This is a genomic window from Micromonospora sp. CNZ322, assembly GCF_007827755.1.
In genome coordinates this window covers 464175-480623 of sequence record NZ_VITD01000001.1, presented here as the reverse complement: position 1 = coordinate 480623, position 16449 = coordinate 464175, and the positions used below count along the sequence as shown (strand labels likewise).

The window sequence follows — 16449 nt, the reverse complement described above, 5'->3', positions numbered from 1 at the left end:
GGCTCAGAGGATGCTGGGCACGTCGGTGCTGATCGGCACCGGCAACACAGTGGGCCGGTCGGCGCGCAGCCCGGCGGAGAGCGCCGCGCCGAGCTGATCGGGGGCCTCCACCACCTGCGTGGCACAGCCGTAGCCGGCCGCGATCGCGATGACGTCCAACCCCGGCAGGTCCAGGCCGGGCACACCGGGAGTGTGCTTCAGCTCGGCGAACGCCTTGAGGATCGCGTACTGCTGGTTGACCGGGACGACGACCACCACCGGTAGTGCCAGGCGCGCGGCCGTCCAGAGCGCCTGCACCGAGTAGTGGAAGGAGCCGTCGCCGATCACCGCCACCACCGGGCGAGCGCGCCCGGTGTCCCGCTCAGCCAGTGCGATGCCGATCGCCGCCGGCAGGCCGTAGCCGAGGCCGCCGCTGGCCATCGTGAAGTACGACGCCGGGCGGGTGATCCGCAGCTGACGACGCAGCGCGGACAGGTTGGATGGTGACTCCTGGACCAGTACGCCGTCGGTCGGCCAGTGTGCGGCCAGCGCGGCGAACATGGCGTCGGCGCTCAGTGGGGTGCCGACCTCCGGCGGTGGCGGTGCGTCCCGTCGCGTGGGTGCGGGCCGGTCGCTCGGCGGCACCCGTTCGACCAGCGCGGCCAGGGCCAGCCCCGGGTCGCTGAGCAGACTGTCACCGACCGGGGCTCGCGCTGCCTCGTCGGGGTCGTCCGTGATGTGCAGCAGTCGAGCGCCGTCGGGCAGGTGCCCGCCCGGCACGTACGGGTAGTAGCGGAACACCGGGGCGCCGACGACCAGCACCGTGTCGTGCCCGCGCAGTGCCTCGGCGAGCGGACCGATCGCGTACGGCAGCACGCCGCGAAAGTGCGGGTGGTCCTCGGGGAACACCGCCCGCTCGGGGGCGGGTGCCGACCAGACCGGCGCGGCGAGCCGCTCCGCCAGCGCGACCGCTGTCGGCCAGCTCGCGGAGCGGTCCACACCCGGCCCGTACACGAGCGCGGGGTTGCGGCTGCCGGCCAGCACCCGGACGAACTCCTCCAACCGCTCGGGGTCCGGCGCGAACCGGGTGGCCACCGTTCGCTGCGCGGGCGGCGGGTCGGCTGGCTGGGCCCAGTCGTCCATCGGCAGGGAGAGGAAGACCGGCCCGGCCGGTGGCTGCACCGCCGTCGCGTACGCCCGCAGCATCGCCGCGGGGATGTCCTGCGGCCGGGCCGGCTCGTAGGCCCACTTCACGTAGGGCTGCGGAAGCTCAGTGGGTCGGCGGCTGGCCAGCCGGGGTTCCAGGAGCAGCATCTCCCGGGTCTGCTGGCCGGCGGTGACGATCAGCGGGGTCTTGTTGTGCCAGGCGGTGACCAGGTTGCCCATGCCGTTGCCGGTGCCCGGTGCGGTGTGCAGGTTGACGTGGGCGGGCACCCCGCTGGCCTGTGCGTAGCCGTCGGCCATCGCGACGGCCGTCGCCTCCTGCAGCGCGTGGACGTAGTGGAAGTCGGCCGGGAAGTCCTGGAGGAACGGCTCCTCGGTGGAGCCGGGGTTACCGAAGACAGTGGTCATACCGAGGGTGCGGAGCACGTCGTACGTCGCGTCCCGGACAGTTGCCATCGCCACCCGCCTCCGTGTCGCGGGCAGGGGCAACCGCGGTCGCCCTCCCGATCAGCCGAATCTATCGGGATGTGACGGACGTTTCGGGCGTTTCTCGGCCGTCGGTGGCCGCGATCGGTCGATCATCGGGAGGTCCACCGTCGGGTGCGTCGGCCCTTCGTCTTAACTGTCCGATCACCCGCCGGTCAGACCTTAGCCAGCACCCAGCACGCAGGCTATGGTGCCAGGCATGGCGTTGACAGGGCGGCTGAACCCGATGCGGCGGGCGGATCCGGTCGATGACCGGCCCCCGGCGCGGGCTCACGGTTGACGGGTGTGTGGCATGCAGGGAGAGGGCCAGGCGATCGGCGGACGAGCGATGGAGTCGATGACCGGGCGACTGCTGGTCGCGACTCCGGCGCTCAAGGACCCGAACTTCGACCGTACGGTCGTGCTGCTGGTCGCCCACGAGCCGGGCGGCGCGCTCGGCGTGGTGCTGAACCGGGCCACCGAGGTGCCGGTGGCCGAGGTGCTCGGCGACTGGAGTGACCTGGCCCGCCACCCGGCGGTGCTCTTCGAGGGTGGCCCGGTGCAGCCCGACTCGGCCATCTGCCTCGCCCGGATGCGGCACCCGATGCGCCGGGTGAAGGGCTTTCACCAGGTTTCCGGGGCGGTCGGCACGATCGACCTCTCGGTCGACCCGGAGCGGCTGCGGGAGAGCATCGGCGGCATCCGGGTCTTCGCCGGCTACTCCGGCTGGGGCAGCGGCCAGTTGGAGCAGGAGATCGCCGACGGATCCTGGTTCGTGCTGGACGGGCTGCCCGGGGATGCCTTCGTCGACCGGCCCGACGACCTGTGGCCGATGGTGCTGCGCCGGCAGGGCGGGATGATGGCCGCAGTCGCGCACTTCCCGCCGGACGTGGCGCTCAACTGACCCGGCCCGGCGGGGGACCCCGCGAGATGACCATGCGGGCCGGTCTGTGTATAGTTTCCCAGTGCCCGGGCGACCGGGACGACAGCAAGGGGCCGTGGCGCAGCTGGTAGCGCACCACACTGGCAGTGTGGGGGTCAGGGGTTCGAGTCCCCTCGGCTCCACCCTTGAGAAACGCCCTGGTCGGGATAATCCGACCAGGGCGTTCTGCTGTTGCTGGCGGTCCCGCCGCAGTCAGCCGGCCACCCGGACAGTGGCAGCCAGGACATTGTCGAAGCCCTGGCTAACGAACGATCGGTGACCACTCCCGCTGGCTGGCGATCGTCACCCCGGGGGTTCGGTAATAGGGGTCCTCGGCGACGATCGTGGCGAACGCTTCGGCGTCGGGGACGTCGAAGATCAGCAGTGCTCCGGAGTCGTCGGCGAACGGCCCGGCCATGACCAGCCGGCCCTCCTGGTGCAGAGCCTGGAGGCGCTCCCGGTGCGCCGGCCGGGCGGCGAGCCGGTCGGGTTCGTCGCCGAAGGACAGCTCCAAGATGAACACCGGTTCCTCCTCATCGGGGCGACCTTTCGAAGCACCCTAGTCGATCCGCCGAACCGCTTCAGCACGCAAAACGCCCCGACCGGATGACCCGGTCAGGGCGTTGGCGACTAGATGTCCGGTAAGGGCTAAATCAGCCCTGACGGCTCTTCCACTGCGGGTTGGCGCGGTTCACCACGACCACCCGGCCGCGACGGCGGACCACCACCGAACCCGGCTTCTGCTTCAGTGCACGCAACGAGCTACGTACCTTCATCTCTGCCTCCTCGGTGCAAGCGGTTCCGAGTATCGAAACGCCACACCCACCCGCAGGATTCCCGGCCGGTCAGCGTCGAACCTTTGCCGTCTCCCGGCCGTACCAGTGGCTGGAGGTCATCCTCATGCCCGTACGCCGGCTCCTCGCCACGGTGCTGGTCGCTGCCGCGACCCTGCCCGTGGGCGCCACGCCCGCCGCCGCCCACGGCGCCCCGACCGACCCGATCAGTCGCGCGGCGGCCTGCGGCCCCGAGGGGCGGTACGCGGCCACCAGCGCCTGCCGGGCGGCGATCCAGGCCGGCGCGGCGGTGCGCGAATGGGACAACGTGCGCGTTTCCACGATCAATGGGCGAGATCGGGAAAGGATCCCGGACGGTGAGCTGTGCAGCGGCGGGCTGTCCGCGTACCGGGGATTGGACCTGCCTCGCACGGACTGGCCCAGCACCACGCTGACCGCCGGCGCAAAGTTCACCTTCCGGTACCGGACCACCATCGAGCACCGGGGCACCTTCCGGCTCTACGTCACCACGCCCGACTACGACCCCCGCAAGAAGCTGACCTGGGGGGATCTGGAATCGCGCCCGTTTCTGACGCTGACCGACCCGCCGGTGCGGGCCGGGGCGTACCAGTTGGCGGGCAGGCTGCCGGCGGGCCGCAGCGGCCGACACCTGATCTACACGATCTGGCAGAACTCCAACACCCCGGACACCTACTACTCCTGCTCCGACGTGGTGTTCCGTGCTGCCAAGGTCGCCGGTGCCACGGCCACCGCCACCCCGGCGAAAGCTGGCGCGACGAAGAGCGCGCCGGCTGCGCCGCGTACCGCTGCGAGTGGGCCGGCCACCACCGAGCCGGCGGTGGCGGCGGCCGACCCGGGCGTGCCGGTGGCGTCGGTGACCAACCTCGGTGGCCGGTGGCCGATGCTGGCCGGTGCCGCCGCCGTGCTGGTCCTGGCGCTGCTGCTGATCGGTGCCGGACGGCGACGTCGCAGCGCCGCCGCACCGGTGGGCCGGCAGTGCGAGGTGCGCAACCACCGGGCCGGGCGGCGCCGGATCTGGTGATCCGACCCGCCCGGGAGCCGACGGCGTTCAGCCCAGGTGGCGCTCGATCTCGGCCAACTCGTCGGCGGTGAAGTCAAGGTTGTCCAGCGCGGCGATGTTCGTCTCCAACTGCTCGACGCTGCTCGCCCCGATGATCAGGCTGGTCATCCGCGGGTCACGCAGCGCCCAGGCCAACGCGAGCTGAGCGAGGGACTGCCCGCGCCGCTCGGCGACCGCGCCGAGCCCACGGATGGTGGCCATCTTCTCCTCGCTGAGGTCGCTCTCGTTGAGGAAGACGCTGGTGCGAACCCGCGAGTCGGCCGGGATGCCGCCCAGGTAACGGTCGGTCAGCAGGCCCTGGGCCAACGGGCTGTACGCGATGCAGCCCGCACCGACCTGCTCCAGCGTGTCGAGCAGGCCGTCGGACTCGGTCCAGCGGTTGAGCATCGAGTACGACGGCTGGTTGATCAGCAGCGGCGTACCCAGCTCGCGCAGGATGGCGGCGGCCCGCGTGGTCTGCTCCGAGTTGTAGTTCGAGATGCCGACGTAGAGCGCCTTGCCGGAGCGGACGATGGCGTCGAGCGCCCCCATCGTTTCCTCAAGCGGGGTGTCCGGGTCGAACCGGTGCGAGTAGAAGATGTCGACGTAGTCCAGCCCCATCCGGCCCAGCGACTGGTCCAGCGAGGAGATCAAATTCTTGCGCGAGCCCCACTCGCCGTACGGGCCGGGCCACATCAGGTACCCGGCCTTGCTGGAGATGACCAGCTCATCCCGGTACGGCTTCAGGTCGGTGGCGAGCATCCGGCCGAAGTTCTCCTCTGCCGAACCGGGCGGTGGGCCGTAGTTGTTGGCCAGGTCGAAGTGGGTGACACCCAGGTCGAAGGCGCGGCGCACGATGTCGCGCTGCCGTTCGAACGGGCGGTCCGGACCGAAGTTGTGCCACAGCCCGAGCGAGACGGCGGGCAGCCGCAGGCCACTGCGTCCGCTGCGCCGGTAGGTCATGGTGTCGTAGCGGTCATCCGCGGCGAGGTAAGTCACGATCATGAGCCTAGCTCCGGCTCAGCCTGGTGCGGATCGGGCGTGGAAACCGGGACATCGGGGTAGTTTCGACGCCATGCGTTTCATTGCGCTCGACACCCCGAAACCGCTGTCCAAGATCGGGTTGGGCACCTGGCAGTTCGGCTCCCGGGAATGGGGGTACGGCCCGGACTTCGAGAAGCAGGCGGCGCAGATCGTCCGACGGGCCGTGGAGTTGGGCGTGACGGTCTTCGACAGCGCGGAGATCTACGGCTTCGGGCGCAGCGAACGCATCCTCGGCGCGGCCCTCGGCGACGACCGGCCGAAGGTCGTGGTCGCCAGCAAGATCCTGCCGGTGCTGCCGGTGGCAGCTGTGGTGCAGCAACGGGCGGTCGCCTCGGCGGCCCGGCTCGGCGTCACCAGCATCGACCTCTACCAGGTGCACCAGCCCAACCCGCTGGTCGCCGACCACACCACAATGCGCGGCATGCGGACCCTGCAGGACGTCGGGCTCGTCGGCGAGGTCGGCGTGAGCAACTACGGGCTGCGCCGCTGGCAGGTCGCCGAAGCGGCGCTCGGCCGGCGGGTGCTCAGCAACCAGGTCCGCTACAGCATGCTGGACCGTGCACCCGAGCAGGACCTGCTGCCGTACGCACGGCAGGCCGGGCGGGTGGTCATCGCGTACAGCCCGCTGGCGCAGGGCTTCCTCTCCGGCCGCTACGACGCCAGGAACCCGCCGACCGGTGCGGTCCGGCGCACCAACCCGTACTTCCTGCCGGAGAACCTGGAGCGCGGCGCGGCCCTGATCGACACAGTGCGCCAGGTCGCTGACGCCCACGACGCCACCCCCAGCCAGATCGCGCTGGCCTACCTGCTGCGCCACCCGAACGTGCTCGCCATCCCCGGGGCGTCCGGGGTCGAGCAGATGGAACGCAACGCCGCCGCCGCCGACATCGACCTCGCTGAGGACGAGTACACGGCGCTGGCCGAGGCCGCGAAACGCTTCCGCCCGATCACCGGACTCGCCGCGATGCCGGCGATGCTGCGTGCCCGGATCGGCAAACCAACCGGAAAGTGAGCACAGTGGACGACATCACCGCGCTGATCCTGGACGATCACGCCGCCTTCCGGCGTGGCTTCGCCCGCCTCGACGACGCCCGCGACGAGCAGGAGATGCTCGCCATCTGGGACGCCCTCGCCCTGCACCTGGACATCCACGCCGAGGCGGAAGAGGCGATCCTCTACCCGCACCTGGTCAAGCACGGCGACGACGGCGAGGACGAGACCGCCGACGCGATCGGCGACCACAACAAGATCCGCGACGCCATCGCCGAGGCGAAACTGCACCCGGTCGGCTCGGATCAGTGGTGGGAGGCGGTCGGCACAGCCCGCCGGGAGAACAGCGAACACCTCGCCGAAGAGGAGGACGAGGCGCTGCCCGACTTCCGCCGGCACGCCAGCACCGAACTCCGCGCCGAGCTGGGCCAACGCTGGCTGACCTTCTACGGCGAGCACAAGAACGGTCGCAACCTTCCGTTCCGCGACAAGGACCCGCAGCAGTACGTCGCCGACCACCGCTGAGATCTCCCCGGCACGGGGGAGTTGCCGGCACCGTCCGGGCAGCAGAATGACGAGGTGACCCTCCGAGCGGCGCTGGCCCCGCTGGTCGCCGGCACCACCTGGCGACGCGGCGTGTTCCTGCTGCTCGGCGGCGTGCTGGCGCTGCCGTACGGGCTGCTCGCGGTGACCTTCGCGCAACTGCTCGCCGACTCGGCGATCCCGCGCCCACTGGTCTACGTCCTACTGGTCATCGCCGTGCTGATCGCCGTCGTCCCGTTGCTGGTGGACGGCAGCCGGGCCTTGGAGATCGCCGCCGTCCGGGCGCTGCTCGGCGTCGACCTGCCCGAACCCGCGCCCGGGCATCACGGCGACCGGGAGACCCGGCTGCGTAGCGCTCTCTGGATCGCCACCCACCTCATCGTCGGCGCCCTGGTGATGATCGCGCTGTTCAGCGCCCTGCCGATGGCGCTGGCGTTCATCGCCCAACAGTTCGGCATTGGCACCGAGCTGACCAGCCGGGAACAGTTCGGGCCACTGGACGGGCAGGACAGCGGCTGGCTGACAGTGACCGGGGTGCTCCTGCTGGTCGGCCTCGGCTACGCCGTCGCCGGGCTCGGCGCGCTCGCCGGATCCATGGCGCCGGTCCTGCTCGGGCCGGCTCAGGCGGAGCGGATCGCCGCTCTCGAAGCACGGGCCGCCCGGCTCGCCGAACGCAACCGGCTGGCCCGGGAGCTGCACGACTCGGTCGGTCACGCGCTGACAGTGGCCACCCTCCAGGCCGGGGCCGCCCGCGAGGTCCTCGACACCGACCCGGAGTTCGTCCGGCGGGCGCTCACCGCCATCGAGGACGTCGGGCGGACCGCGATGGACGACCTCGACCACGTGCTCGGGCTGCTCCGGGAGAACGGACGCGACCGGCCCGTGGTGGCGCCGCAGCGTACCCTCGCCGACCTGGACCGGTTGGTCACCGACGCCCGCGCGGCCGGCCTGGCCGTGCACGCGCAACGTGCCGGCGACCCGACCCGGGTGCCGGCTGTGGTCTCCAGGGAGGGCTACCGGATCGTCCAGGAAGGACTGACCAACGCGGCCCGGCACGGCCACGGGCCGGTGACGGTACGCCTGGACCTGCACAGCGACGCGCTGGAGCTGGAGCTGGTCAACGCGGTGCGCCACCCCGACAGAGGCCAGCGGGGGCGCGGCGGTCGAGGCCTGGACGGCATGCGGGAGCGGGTGCTGCTGCTCGGCGGCCGGATCACAGTGGGCCCGGACGGCGACCGGTGGCTGATCCGAGCCCGCCTGCCCTACGAGGAGACCCGATGACCACTGGGGTACTCATCGTCGACGACGACGAGCTGATCCGCATCGGGCTGCGGGCCATCATCGACGCCCAACCCGACCTGCACGTGCTCGCCGAGGCCGCGGACGGCGCCGAGGTGCCGCCGCTGGTCGCCCGGCACCGGCCCGACGTGGTGCTGATGGACGTGCGGATGCCCGGCATCGACGGCATCCAGGCCACCCGGCACCTGCTGGCCACCTCCGCCGACCCGCCCCGGGTGCTGGTGGTCACCACCTTCGCCAACGACGAGTACGTCTACGAGGCGCTGCGCGCCGGCGCCTCGGGGTTCCTGCTCAAACGGGCCCGGCCCGCCGAGGTGGTGGAGGCGGTCCGGGTGGTCGCGGCCGGCGAGTCACTGCTCTTCCCAGCTGCGATCCGCCAACTGGTCGGCGCGTACGGGCCGACGGGCGGCGACCGGTTGAGCGCCGCCCGGCTCACCGAACGCGAGGCCGAGGTGCTGCGGTTGATGACCACCGGCCGGTCCAACCCGGAGATCGCCGCGCACCTGGTGGTCGGGGTGGAGACGGTCAAGACGCACGTCGGCAACGTGCTGGCCAAGCTGGGCGTCCGCGACCGTACGCAGGCGGTCATCGCCGCCTACGAGTCCGGCTTCGTCACCCCGTCCGGCTGATCGGTCCCTCCACCGGGGGAGCGGGTTCACCGCCGGCCGGGAGGGAATCCGGCGGCTGTCCGCCGAGGCTGAGAGCATGACAACGATCACTGCCTCCCCGCCCCGTACCGACTCCCGCTGGCCGGACCGGCTCGCCCCACTGGCCGCCGGTTGGCTCGGCCTGTGGGGCGTGCTCGCCCTGATCGGCACGCTCACCGGCGCCGGCTACCCGTTCGGCCCGAACGACCCCCACGGCGGCGACGTCAGCCTGCTCCGCCTGGTGCCGGTGGAGGTGGCCACCCCGCTCTTCGCCGGCGTGCTGCTCACCGCCGCGGTGGCCGCCCTGGCGATGAGCCGCCCGGCGGCGCGGCCACCCGGCCCGCTGCGGGCTCTGCTCGCCGGCTACGGCTGGGCGGTCGCGTTCGTGCTCGTCCTGGTCGTGCCGGATGTCCGAGTGCTGATCGTTCTCGGCTACCTGCCGATACTGATCGTCGGGGCGCCGTTCGGCTGGCCACCGATCGACTACTCCGACGTCTTCAACTGGGCGCTGTTCGGCCGGTTCGCGGCGCTGGCCGGCGGGCTGCTGCTGGTCGGGGCGGTGCTCACCTGGCAGCGGCGTACCGCCAGGGCCTGCGTCGGCTGCGGCCGCGCCGAGACCGGGCAGCGGTGGACCACCCCGGCCGGCGCCAGCCGCTGGGGCCGGTGGGCCGCCGGCATCGCCGCGGCCATCCCATTCACGTACGCGTTGACCCGGTTCGCCTGTGGGCGGCCGGCTTCCCGCTGGGTATCTCCCGCGAGTTCCTGACCGAGATGCAGGACAGCGGGCTGGTCTGGGCCGGGTTCGGGCTGGCCGCGTTCGCCACCGTCGGCGCGATCCTCACTCTCGGCCTGGTGCAACGTTGGGGCGAGCGGTTCCCGCGCTGGATGCTCGGGCTCGCCGGCCTGCGGGTGCCGGTGAAGCTGGCCGTGGTGCCGGCCACCCTGGTCGCCATCTCCGTGACCGCGGCCTCGCTGGGGCTGCTCAGCAACCCGAAGTTCTGGGAACTCACCGGCGGGCTCAGCATTACCGGGGCGCCGATGCTGCTCTGGCCGGTGTGGGGCGTGGCGCTCGGCGCGGCCACCTACGCGTACCACCTGCGCCGCCGCGGCACCTGCCAGCGGTGCGACCGGGGCTGAGCGGGAGCGGGGGTGCCCTCTGATGCCAGGGGCACCCCTGCGAAGGTGAGCTAGCGTGGGTCGGGTGACTGCGCCTACCCCGGTAATCCCGGTTCCACCGGCCGACCTGCCCGGCACGCTCGGCGCGCTACGGGCGGCCGGTCACCAGTACCGCACCGTCAAGCAGGAACTCCGCGACAACCTCCTCGCCCGGATGCGCTCCGGCGAGACCCGTTTCCCCGGCATCGTCGGCTACGACGACACAGTGCTGCCCGAGGTCGAGCGGGCCCTGCTCGCCGGGCACGACATGGTGCTGCTCGGCGAGCGCGGCCAGGGCAAGACCCGGCTGATCCGCTCGCTGGGCGCGTTGCTCGACGAGTGGACCCCCGTTCTGCCCGGCTCGGTGCTCAACGAGCACCCGATGCACCCGCTCACCCCGGCGTCCCGCGCCCAGGTGGCCGAGGCCGGCGACGAGCTGCCGATCGGCTGGCTGCACCGCTCGATGCGGTACGGCGAGAAGTTGGCCACCCCGGACACCAGCGTCGGCGACCTGATCGGTGACGTCGACCCGATCCGGATCGCCCAGGGTCGTACCCTCGGTGACCCGGAGACCATCCACTTCGGGTTGGTGCCGCGCACCAACCGGGGCATCTTCGCCGTCAACGAGCTGCCCGACCTGGCCGAACGCATCCAGGTGGCGCTGCTCAACGTGCTTGAGGAACGGGACATCCAGGTCCGCGGCTACCAGCTGCGCCTGCCACTGGACCTGCTCCTGGTGGCCAGCGCCAACCCGGAGGACTACACCAACCGGGGCCGGATCATCACCCCACTCAAGGACCGGTTCGGCGCGGAGATCCGCACCCACTACCCGGTCGACCTGGAGTTGGAGCTGGCGCTGATCCGCCAGGAGGCCGACCTGGTCGCCGAGGTGCCGGAGCACGTCCTGGAGGTGCTGGCCCGCTTCGCCCGCGCCGTGCGGGAGTCGCCGTCGGTGGACCCGCGCTCCGGTGTCTCCGCCCGATTCGCCATCGCCGCCGCCGAGACGGTCGCCGGTGCCGCGCTGCGTCGCGCCGGTCTGCTCGCCGCGTCCGACACGCCGGACGGACGCCCCGAGGCCGCCGTCGCCCGCGTCGGTGACGCGGTGTCGGTGACCAGCACGCTGCGCGGCAAGGTCGAGTTCGAGAGCGGCGAGGAGGGCCGGGAGACCGAGATCCTCGCGCACCTGCTGCGTACCGCGACCGCCGAGACGTTCCGGGCCCACCTGGCCGGGCTGGACCTGTCCGGGTTCACCGCCCTGGTCGAGGACGGCGCCGCCATCGAGACTGGCGAGTTGGTCAGCGCAGCCGAGCTGCTGCGCCAGGTCGGCACCGTACCCGGGTTGGCGAAGGTTCTGGACCGGCTCGACCTGGGCGACGCGCCCACCTCCGAGGAGGCTGCCGCCGCCGTCGAGTTCGTGCTGGAAGGGCTGCACCTGACCCGCCGGCTCGGCAAGGACGTCACCGACTCGGGGCGCACCGTCTACGGCGGCCGGGGCTGACCATGGCCGGCAACCGGTTCCGTTACGGGCAGTGGAACGGCGGGCCCGACCCGCTCGCACCCCCGTACGACGTGCGTGAGGCGGTGGACGCGGTCGGTGCCGAGGTGCTGGCCGGCGGCAGCCTGCGGGAGGCGCTGCGTGACCTGCTGCGCCGTGGCCCGCAGGGACGGGGTGGTCTGGACGACCTGGCGGCCCGGGCTCGGCGGCTGCGCCGGGAGGCGCTGCGCAGGGGCGACCTGGACGGGGCGGTGACCCGGGCCCAGGCCCTGCTCGACCAGGCCCTCGCCGCCGAGCGGGACGAGCTGCGGGGTCGCGACGACGACGCCGCGCGGTTCGCCGAGGCGGTGCTGGACAATCTGCCGCGCTCGACGGCGCGGGCGGTGGAGGAGCTTTCCGGCTACCAGTGGGCCAGCGACGACGCCCGCCGCTCGTACCAGCAGATCCTCGACCAACTCCGCGACGACGTGCTCGGTCAGCGCTTCGCCGGGCTGCGCGACGCGGTGCGCGCCTCCGCCGATCCGGCCGCCCAGCAGCGGCTCGCCGAGATGATGGGCGACCTGAACGACCTGCTCGCCCGGCACGGTCGCGCGGAGGACACCACCGACGCGTTCGCCGAGTTCATGCGCCGACATGGCGACTTCTTCCCGGAGAAGCCGGAGAGCGTCGACGAGTTGATCGACGTGCTGGCCCGCCGGGCGGCGGCCGGTGAGCGGCTGATGAACTCGCTATCCGAGCGGCAGCGCGCCGAGCTGGCCGGCCTCATGCAGCAGTCGCTCGGCGCCCGCCTCGCGGGGGAGTTGTCAGCGCTCGACGCGAACCTGCGCGCGCTGCGACCCGATCTGCGTTGGGGGCGGGGTGAGCGGGTCCGCGGCGACCAGCCGCTGGACTACGCCGACGCGGCCGGCGCGCTGGGTGAGATCGGCGACCTGGACGACCTGCTGGACCAGCTCGACCAGGAACACCCGGGGGCGACCCTCGACGACGTGGACGTCGACGCGGTGGCGCGCACGTTGGGCCGGGACGCGGCCGATGACGTTCGCCGGCTGCGCGATCTGGAGCGGGAGCTGCGCCGCCAGGGTTGGGTCAGCCGGGACGCGGAGGGGCTCACACTGAGCCCGAAGGCGCTGCGCCGGCTCGGCGGGACCGCGCTGCGGCAGGTCTTCGCGGAGCTGACCGCCGGGCCACGCGGCCAGCACGACCTGCGCTCGGCCGGTGCGGCGGGCGAGGTCAGCGGCGCGTCCAGGCCCTGGCAGTACGGCGATGAGCAACCGTTGGACGTGGTCCGCACGTTGACCCGGGCGGTCAGTCGGGCCGGGCCGACGGTCCCGGTGCAGCTCGTGGTGGACGACTTCGAGGTGGTGGAGACCGAGAGGCGCGCTTCGGCCGCTGTGGTGCTCTGCGTCGACCTGTCGTACTCGATGATCTCTCAGGGTCGTTGGGGGCCGATGAAGCAGACGGCGCTGGCGCTGGCACACCTGATGGAGACCCGCTTTCCACAGGACGCCCTGCAGATCGTGGGCTTCGGCCGGGAGGCGATGACGCTCACCCAGCAGGAGTTGGCGGCCGTGGAGCCGGACATGGAGCAGGGCACCAACCTCCAGCACGCGCTGCGGTTGGCGGGCCGGCACCTGCGCCGACACCCGGACGCGGAGCCGATCGTGCTGGTGGTCACCGACGGGGAGCCGACCGCCCACCTGGACCCGGACGACGGGGAGGCGCTGTTCCACTGGCCGCCGCTGCCGGAAACGATCGAGGCGACGGTCCGCGAGGTGGACCGGCTGAGCCGTTACGGTGCCACGCTCAACCTGTTCATGCTCGGCGACGACCCGGGCCTGCGCCGCTTCGTCGACGCGGTGGCCCGCCGCAGCCGGGGCCGCATGTTCACCCCGGACACCGACGACCTGGGCGAGTACGTGGTCAGCGACTACCTCCGCTCCCGCCAATCCCGCCGCTAACTCCCGCTGCGGCGGGTTGACTGGGGGGATGGAGAGCGGGGGATTGCGGCGGGCTTACGGTGCCCTGTTCGCAGAGGTCGACGCTGGCGGGTTCGGTCCGGCTCCGGAGGGGCAGCTCAGTGCCGAGCAGATCGTCGCGCATCTGGTCGCCAACGACGAGCTGATGATCCAGGCCACCGAGGCGTTGCTGGCCGGGTCGCCGTTCGCCTACTACGAGTTGGCGGAGGACATGCACCGCCCGCAGCTCGACGCGCTCGCCGCCGAGCAGGGTGGTCTGCGTGGCCTGACCGCGCTGCTGCACGGCACCAGCGACCGGCTGTGCGGGCTGGTCGACCAGCTCGGCCTGGCAGCGGAGACCCCGGTCGAGACGCACCTACGCGAGGGCTTCGACCTCATCGTCGACGAGCCACTGCCCTGGTCCCGAACCCTGGACCTGCACACCCGGGTGCACCTGCCCAAGCACCAGTCCCAACTGCACCTGCTCCGCGCGTGAGAGTGCCGGCCTCCGGCATGGGCCCACAGGTATATCGCTCATCGCAGTGATGCCTCCGGCAGGCGTCGGATCAGCTTTCGACCAGCTCGGGGCGGGGGTGGAAGGTGCGGCGGTAGGTGGAGGGGGCCACTCCGATGCGTTGGTGGAGTTGCTGGCGTAGGGCGGCGGTGGTGCCGAAACCGCAGCGGTGGGCGATCTGGTCGACGGTGAGGTCGGTCGTCTCCAGCAGCAGTCTCGCGTGGTCGGTGCGCTGTTGCAGCAGCCACTGGGCCGGGCTCAGGCCGGTCTCTGACCGGAAGCGTCGGGTGAAGGTGCGCACGCTCATCCGCGCCTGCTCGGCCAGGTCGCGCAGCGCGATCGGTTCGTGCAGCCGCTGCCGCGCCCACTCCCGGGCTCCCGCCGTGCTGGTGTCGGTCGCCTTCGGCACCGGCTGCTCGATGTACTGCGCCTGACCGCCGTCGCGCCACGGTGGCATCACGCAGCGGCGGGCCGCCCGGTTGGCCACCTCGCTGCCGTGGTCGAGGCGGATGACGTGCAGGCAGAGGTCGATGCCGGCGGCGACTCCGGCCGAGGTGAGCACCCGGTCGTCGGCGATGAAGAGCACGCCCGGATCGAGGTCCACCCGGTCGTGTAGGCGGCGGAACCGCTCGGTGTACGCCCAGTGGGTGGTCGCCCGCCGCCCGTCGAGGAGCCCGGCGGCGGCGAGCACGAACGCTCCGGTGCAGATCGACATGATCCGAGCACCCCGCTCGTACGCCGCGCGCAGCGCCTCGGTCACCTCCGGCTCGACGGTGCCCGCTGTCAACGCGGTGCCGTCGTGGATGCCCGGGACGATCACCGTTTCCGCTGTGTCGAGCAGCTCCAGACCGTGGTCGGGGACCACCTGAAAGCCGGCGGTACTGCGCACCGGCCGCCCGCCCGGGGTGCACACCCGGACGTCGTAGAAGGGTGTCCCGTCGGCGGCCCGGGCCGTGCTGAAGACCTGGGACGGGGTGCCGAGGTCCAGGCCGACCACCTGGTGCAGGGCGAGTACGGCGATCCGGTGCGGGCCAGCGCTCATGGCCCGATTATTGCGCATGATGGCTTTCCGGCCACTCGTCGAGGTGTGTGGCCCGGCTCAGACTTGTCCCGTGACCAAGAACCGCCGTCTGCATCCCGCCTGGCTGGTCGCCGCCGTCGCCTTCGTGGCGCTGGTCGGCGCGGCCGGCTTCCGCGCCACCCCGTCGGTGCTGCTGCACCCGCTGCACGAGGAGTTCGACTGGCCGCTGGCCACGATCTCCGCGGCCGTCTCGGTCAATCTTCTGCTCTACGGGCTCACCGCGCCGTTCGCCGCCGCCCTGATGGACCGGTTCGGCATCCGCCGGGTGGTCTCGGTGGCGTTGCTGCTGGTCGCCGCGGGCAGCGGGTTGACGGTCTTCATGACCGCCAGCTGGCAGCTCCTGCTCTGCTGGGGTGTGCTGGTGGGGCTGGGCACCGGCTCGATGGCGCTGGCGTTCGTGGCCACCGTCACCGGCCGTTGGTTCGTGCACCGACGGGGCCTGGTCACCGGGGTGCTGACCGCCGGCGGGGCGGCCGGGCAACTGGTGTTCCTGCCACTGGTCGCCATCCTGGTACGCGACCACGGCTGGCGTAGCGCCGCACTCGTGGTGGCCGGAGCGGCGCTGGCGGTCGTACCCCTGGTGGTGTGGCTGCTGCGCGAGCACCCGGCGGATCTCGGCCTGCCCGCCTACGGGGCGACCGAGGTCGTCCCGGCGCCGCCGGCGACCGGCGGCGCGGCGACCCGGGCGCTCGGCGCGCTGGCCACCGCGGCCCGGACCCGACCGTTCTGGCTGCTGGCCGGAGGTTTCGCGATCTGCGGGGCGACCACCAACGGCCTGGTCGGTACGCACTTCGTGCCGGCCGCGCACGACCACGGCATGGCTCAGACCACCGCGGCCGGGTTGCTCGCCCTGGTGGGGCTCTTCGACATCGTCGGCACGATCGCGTCCGGCTGGCTCACCGACCGGGTGGACAGCCGGTTGCTGCTCGGCATGTACTACGCGCTGCGCGGGTTGTCCCTGCTGGTGCTGCCGAGCCTCTTCTCCGGCACCGCCGAGCCGAGCATGCTGGTGTTCATCGTCTTCTACGGCCTGGACTGGGTGGCCACAGTGCCGCCGACGGTGGCGCTGTGCCGGGAGTACTTCGGTGGCGCCGCAGCGGTGGTGTTCGGCTGGGTGTTCGCCGCGCATCAGCTCGGCGCGGCGGTCGCCGCGACCGGCGCGGGGCTGGTCCGGGACCGGCTGGGCGACTACGCGATGGCCTGGTACGTGGCGGGCGCGCTGTCGATCGGCGCCGCCGGGCTGTCGTTGCTGCTGCGCCGCCGACCGGGCCGAGGAGTGCCGGAGGCCGTGCTGGTCGCCGCGACCGCCCCCAGGGCGTGGAGCTTCCGGGGCTGAACCGCG

At 72.2% G+C, this 16449-nt stretch carries 17 protein-coding genes and 1 tRNA gene; 13 read left to right on the top strand and 5 right to left on the bottom strand.

Going from position 1 to position 16449, the window contains the following annotated elements; genetic code table 11:
* Window positions 1–3: 3 nt before the first annotated feature.
* Complete coding sequence (mdlC, locus tag FB453_RS02280; RefSeq protein ID WP_145787155.1) at window positions 4–1599, bottom strand: benzoylformate decarboxylase; 1596 nt, start codon at window positions 1597–1599, stop codon at window positions 4–6.
* A 322-nt stretch (window positions 1600–1921) separates the two neighbouring features.
* Here mdlC and FB453_RS02275 point away from each other — a divergent pair, with 322 nt between their 5' ends.
* Together FB453_RS02275 and FB453_RS02270 are read left to right on the top strand one after the other, a co-directional pair.
* A complete protein-coding gene (locus tag FB453_RS02275) occupies window positions 1922–2512 on the top strand; it encodes a YqgE/AlgH family protein (RefSeq protein WP_112582369.1) in 591 nt (196 codons plus the stop codon).
* Between the two features lie 88 nt (window positions 2513–2600).
* Window positions 2601–2673: transfer RNA gene (locus FB453_RS02270), tRNA-Ala, on the top strand.
* Window positions 2674–2792: 119 nt separating this feature from the next.
* On the opposite strand, the gene FB453_RS02265 is transcribed toward FB453_RS02270, so the two are convergent.
* Both FB453_RS02265 and FB453_RS02260 read right to left on the bottom strand, forming a co-directional pair.
* Window positions 2793–3053 carry a YciI family protein gene (locus FB453_RS02265; protein ID WP_112698679.1) on the bottom strand — a complete coding sequence of 87 codons (261 nt, stop codon included), beginning with the start codon at window positions 3051–3053 and terminating at the stop codon, window positions 2793–2795.
* 130 nt (window positions 3054–3183) lie between these two features.
* Window positions 3184–3306 (bottom strand): 50S ribosomal protein L36, encoded by a 123-nt coding sequence (locus tag FB453_RS02260; protein WP_030490864.1) that lies wholly within the window; start codon window positions 3304–3306, stop codon window positions 3184–3186.
* Between the two features lie 124 nt (window positions 3307–3430).
* Between FB453_RS02260 and FB453_RS02255 the strand changes: the two genes are divergently transcribed.
* Window positions 3431–4366, top strand: a complete 936-nt coding sequence (locus tag FB453_RS02255; protein ID WP_145787153.1) for a lytic polysaccharide monooxygenase — start codon at window positions 3431–3433, stop codon at window positions 4364–4366.
* A gap of 27 nt (window positions 4367–4393) precedes the next feature.
* Here FB453_RS02255 and mgrA read toward each other — a convergent pair whose 3' ends face one another.
* A complete protein-coding gene (gene mgrA / locus FB453_RS02250) occupies window positions 4394–5389 on the bottom strand; it encodes an L-glyceraldehyde 3-phosphate reductase (protein ID WP_091393918.1) in 996 nt (331 codons plus the stop codon).
* Window positions 5390–5459: 70 nt separating this feature from the next.
* Between mgrA and FB453_RS02245 the strand changes: the two genes are divergently transcribed.
* The 9 genes from FB453_RS02245 to FB453_RS02210 all read left to right on the top strand — a co-directional run bounded on the left by FB453_RS02245 (window position 5460) and on the right by FB453_RS02210 (window position 14008).
* On the top strand, window positions 5460–6440 hold the full coding sequence (locus FB453_RS02245) for an aldo/keto reductase (RefSeq protein ID WP_145787151.1): 981 nt from the start codon (window positions 5460–5462) through the stop codon (window positions 6438–6440).
* A gap of 5 nt (window positions 6441–6445) precedes the next feature.
* A complete protein-coding gene (locus FB453_RS02240; protein ID WP_030331463.1) occupies window positions 6446–6943 on the top strand; it encodes a hemerythrin domain-containing protein in 498 nt (165 codons plus the stop codon).
* A gap of 54 nt (window positions 6944–6997) precedes the next feature.
* Window positions 6998–8242, top strand: a complete 1245-nt coding sequence (locus FB453_RS02235; protein WP_145787149.1) for a histidine kinase — start codon at window positions 6998–7000, stop codon at window positions 8240–8242.
* Window positions 8239–8889: a response regulator transcription factor gene (locus FB453_RS02230; RefSeq protein WP_145787147.1), complete on the top strand. Its 651-nt coding sequence runs from the start codon at window positions 8239–8241 to the stop codon at window positions 8887–8889. Before FB453_RS02235 ends, FB453_RS02230 begins: the two co-directional genes overlap by 4 nt.
* Before the next feature lie 76 nt (window positions 8890–8965).
* Window positions 8966–9673: a hypothetical protein gene (locus FB453_RS02225; protein WP_486480132.1), complete on the top strand. Its 708-nt coding sequence runs from the start codon at window positions 8966–8968 to the stop codon at window positions 9671–9673.
* A gap of 5 nt (window positions 9674–9678) precedes the next feature.
* Window positions 9679–10044, top strand: coding sequence for a hypothetical protein (locus FB453_RS34750; protein ID WP_486480131.1), 366 nt, complete (start codon window positions 9679–9681; stop codon window positions 10042–10044).
* Between the two features lie 55 nt (window positions 10045–10099).
* Entirely contained in the window at window positions 10100–11560 is a 1461-nt protein-coding gene (locus FB453_RS02220) for a magnesium chelatase ATPase subunit I (RefSeq protein ID WP_145787144.1), read from the top strand.
* A gap of 2 nt (window positions 11561–11562) precedes the next feature.
* Window positions 11563–13515, top strand: coding sequence for a VWA domain-containing protein (locus FB453_RS02215; RefSeq protein WP_145787142.1), 1953 nt, complete (start codon window positions 11563–11565; stop codon window positions 13513–13515).
* Window positions 13516–13543: 28 nt separating this feature from the next.
* Window positions 13544–14008: a hypothetical protein gene (locus tag FB453_RS02210; RefSeq protein WP_145787140.1), complete on the top strand. Its 465-nt coding sequence runs from the start codon at window positions 13544–13546 to the stop codon at window positions 14006–14008.
* 70 nt (window positions 14009–14078) lie between these two features.
* On the opposite strand, the gene FB453_RS02205 is transcribed toward FB453_RS02210, so the two are convergent.
* Window positions 14079–15068: a GlxA family transcriptional regulator gene (locus FB453_RS02205; RefSeq protein ID WP_486480130.1), complete on the bottom strand. Its 990-nt coding sequence runs from the start codon at window positions 15066–15068 to the stop codon at window positions 14079–14081.
* A 19-nt stretch (window positions 15069–15087) separates the two neighbouring features.
* Here FB453_RS02205 and FB453_RS02200 point away from each other — a divergent pair, with 19 nt between their 5' ends.
* Entirely contained in the window at window positions 15088–16443 is a 1356-nt protein-coding gene (locus FB453_RS02200) for an MFS transporter (RefSeq protein ID WP_486480129.1), read from the top strand.
* Window positions 16444–16449 lie beyond the last annotated feature (6 nt).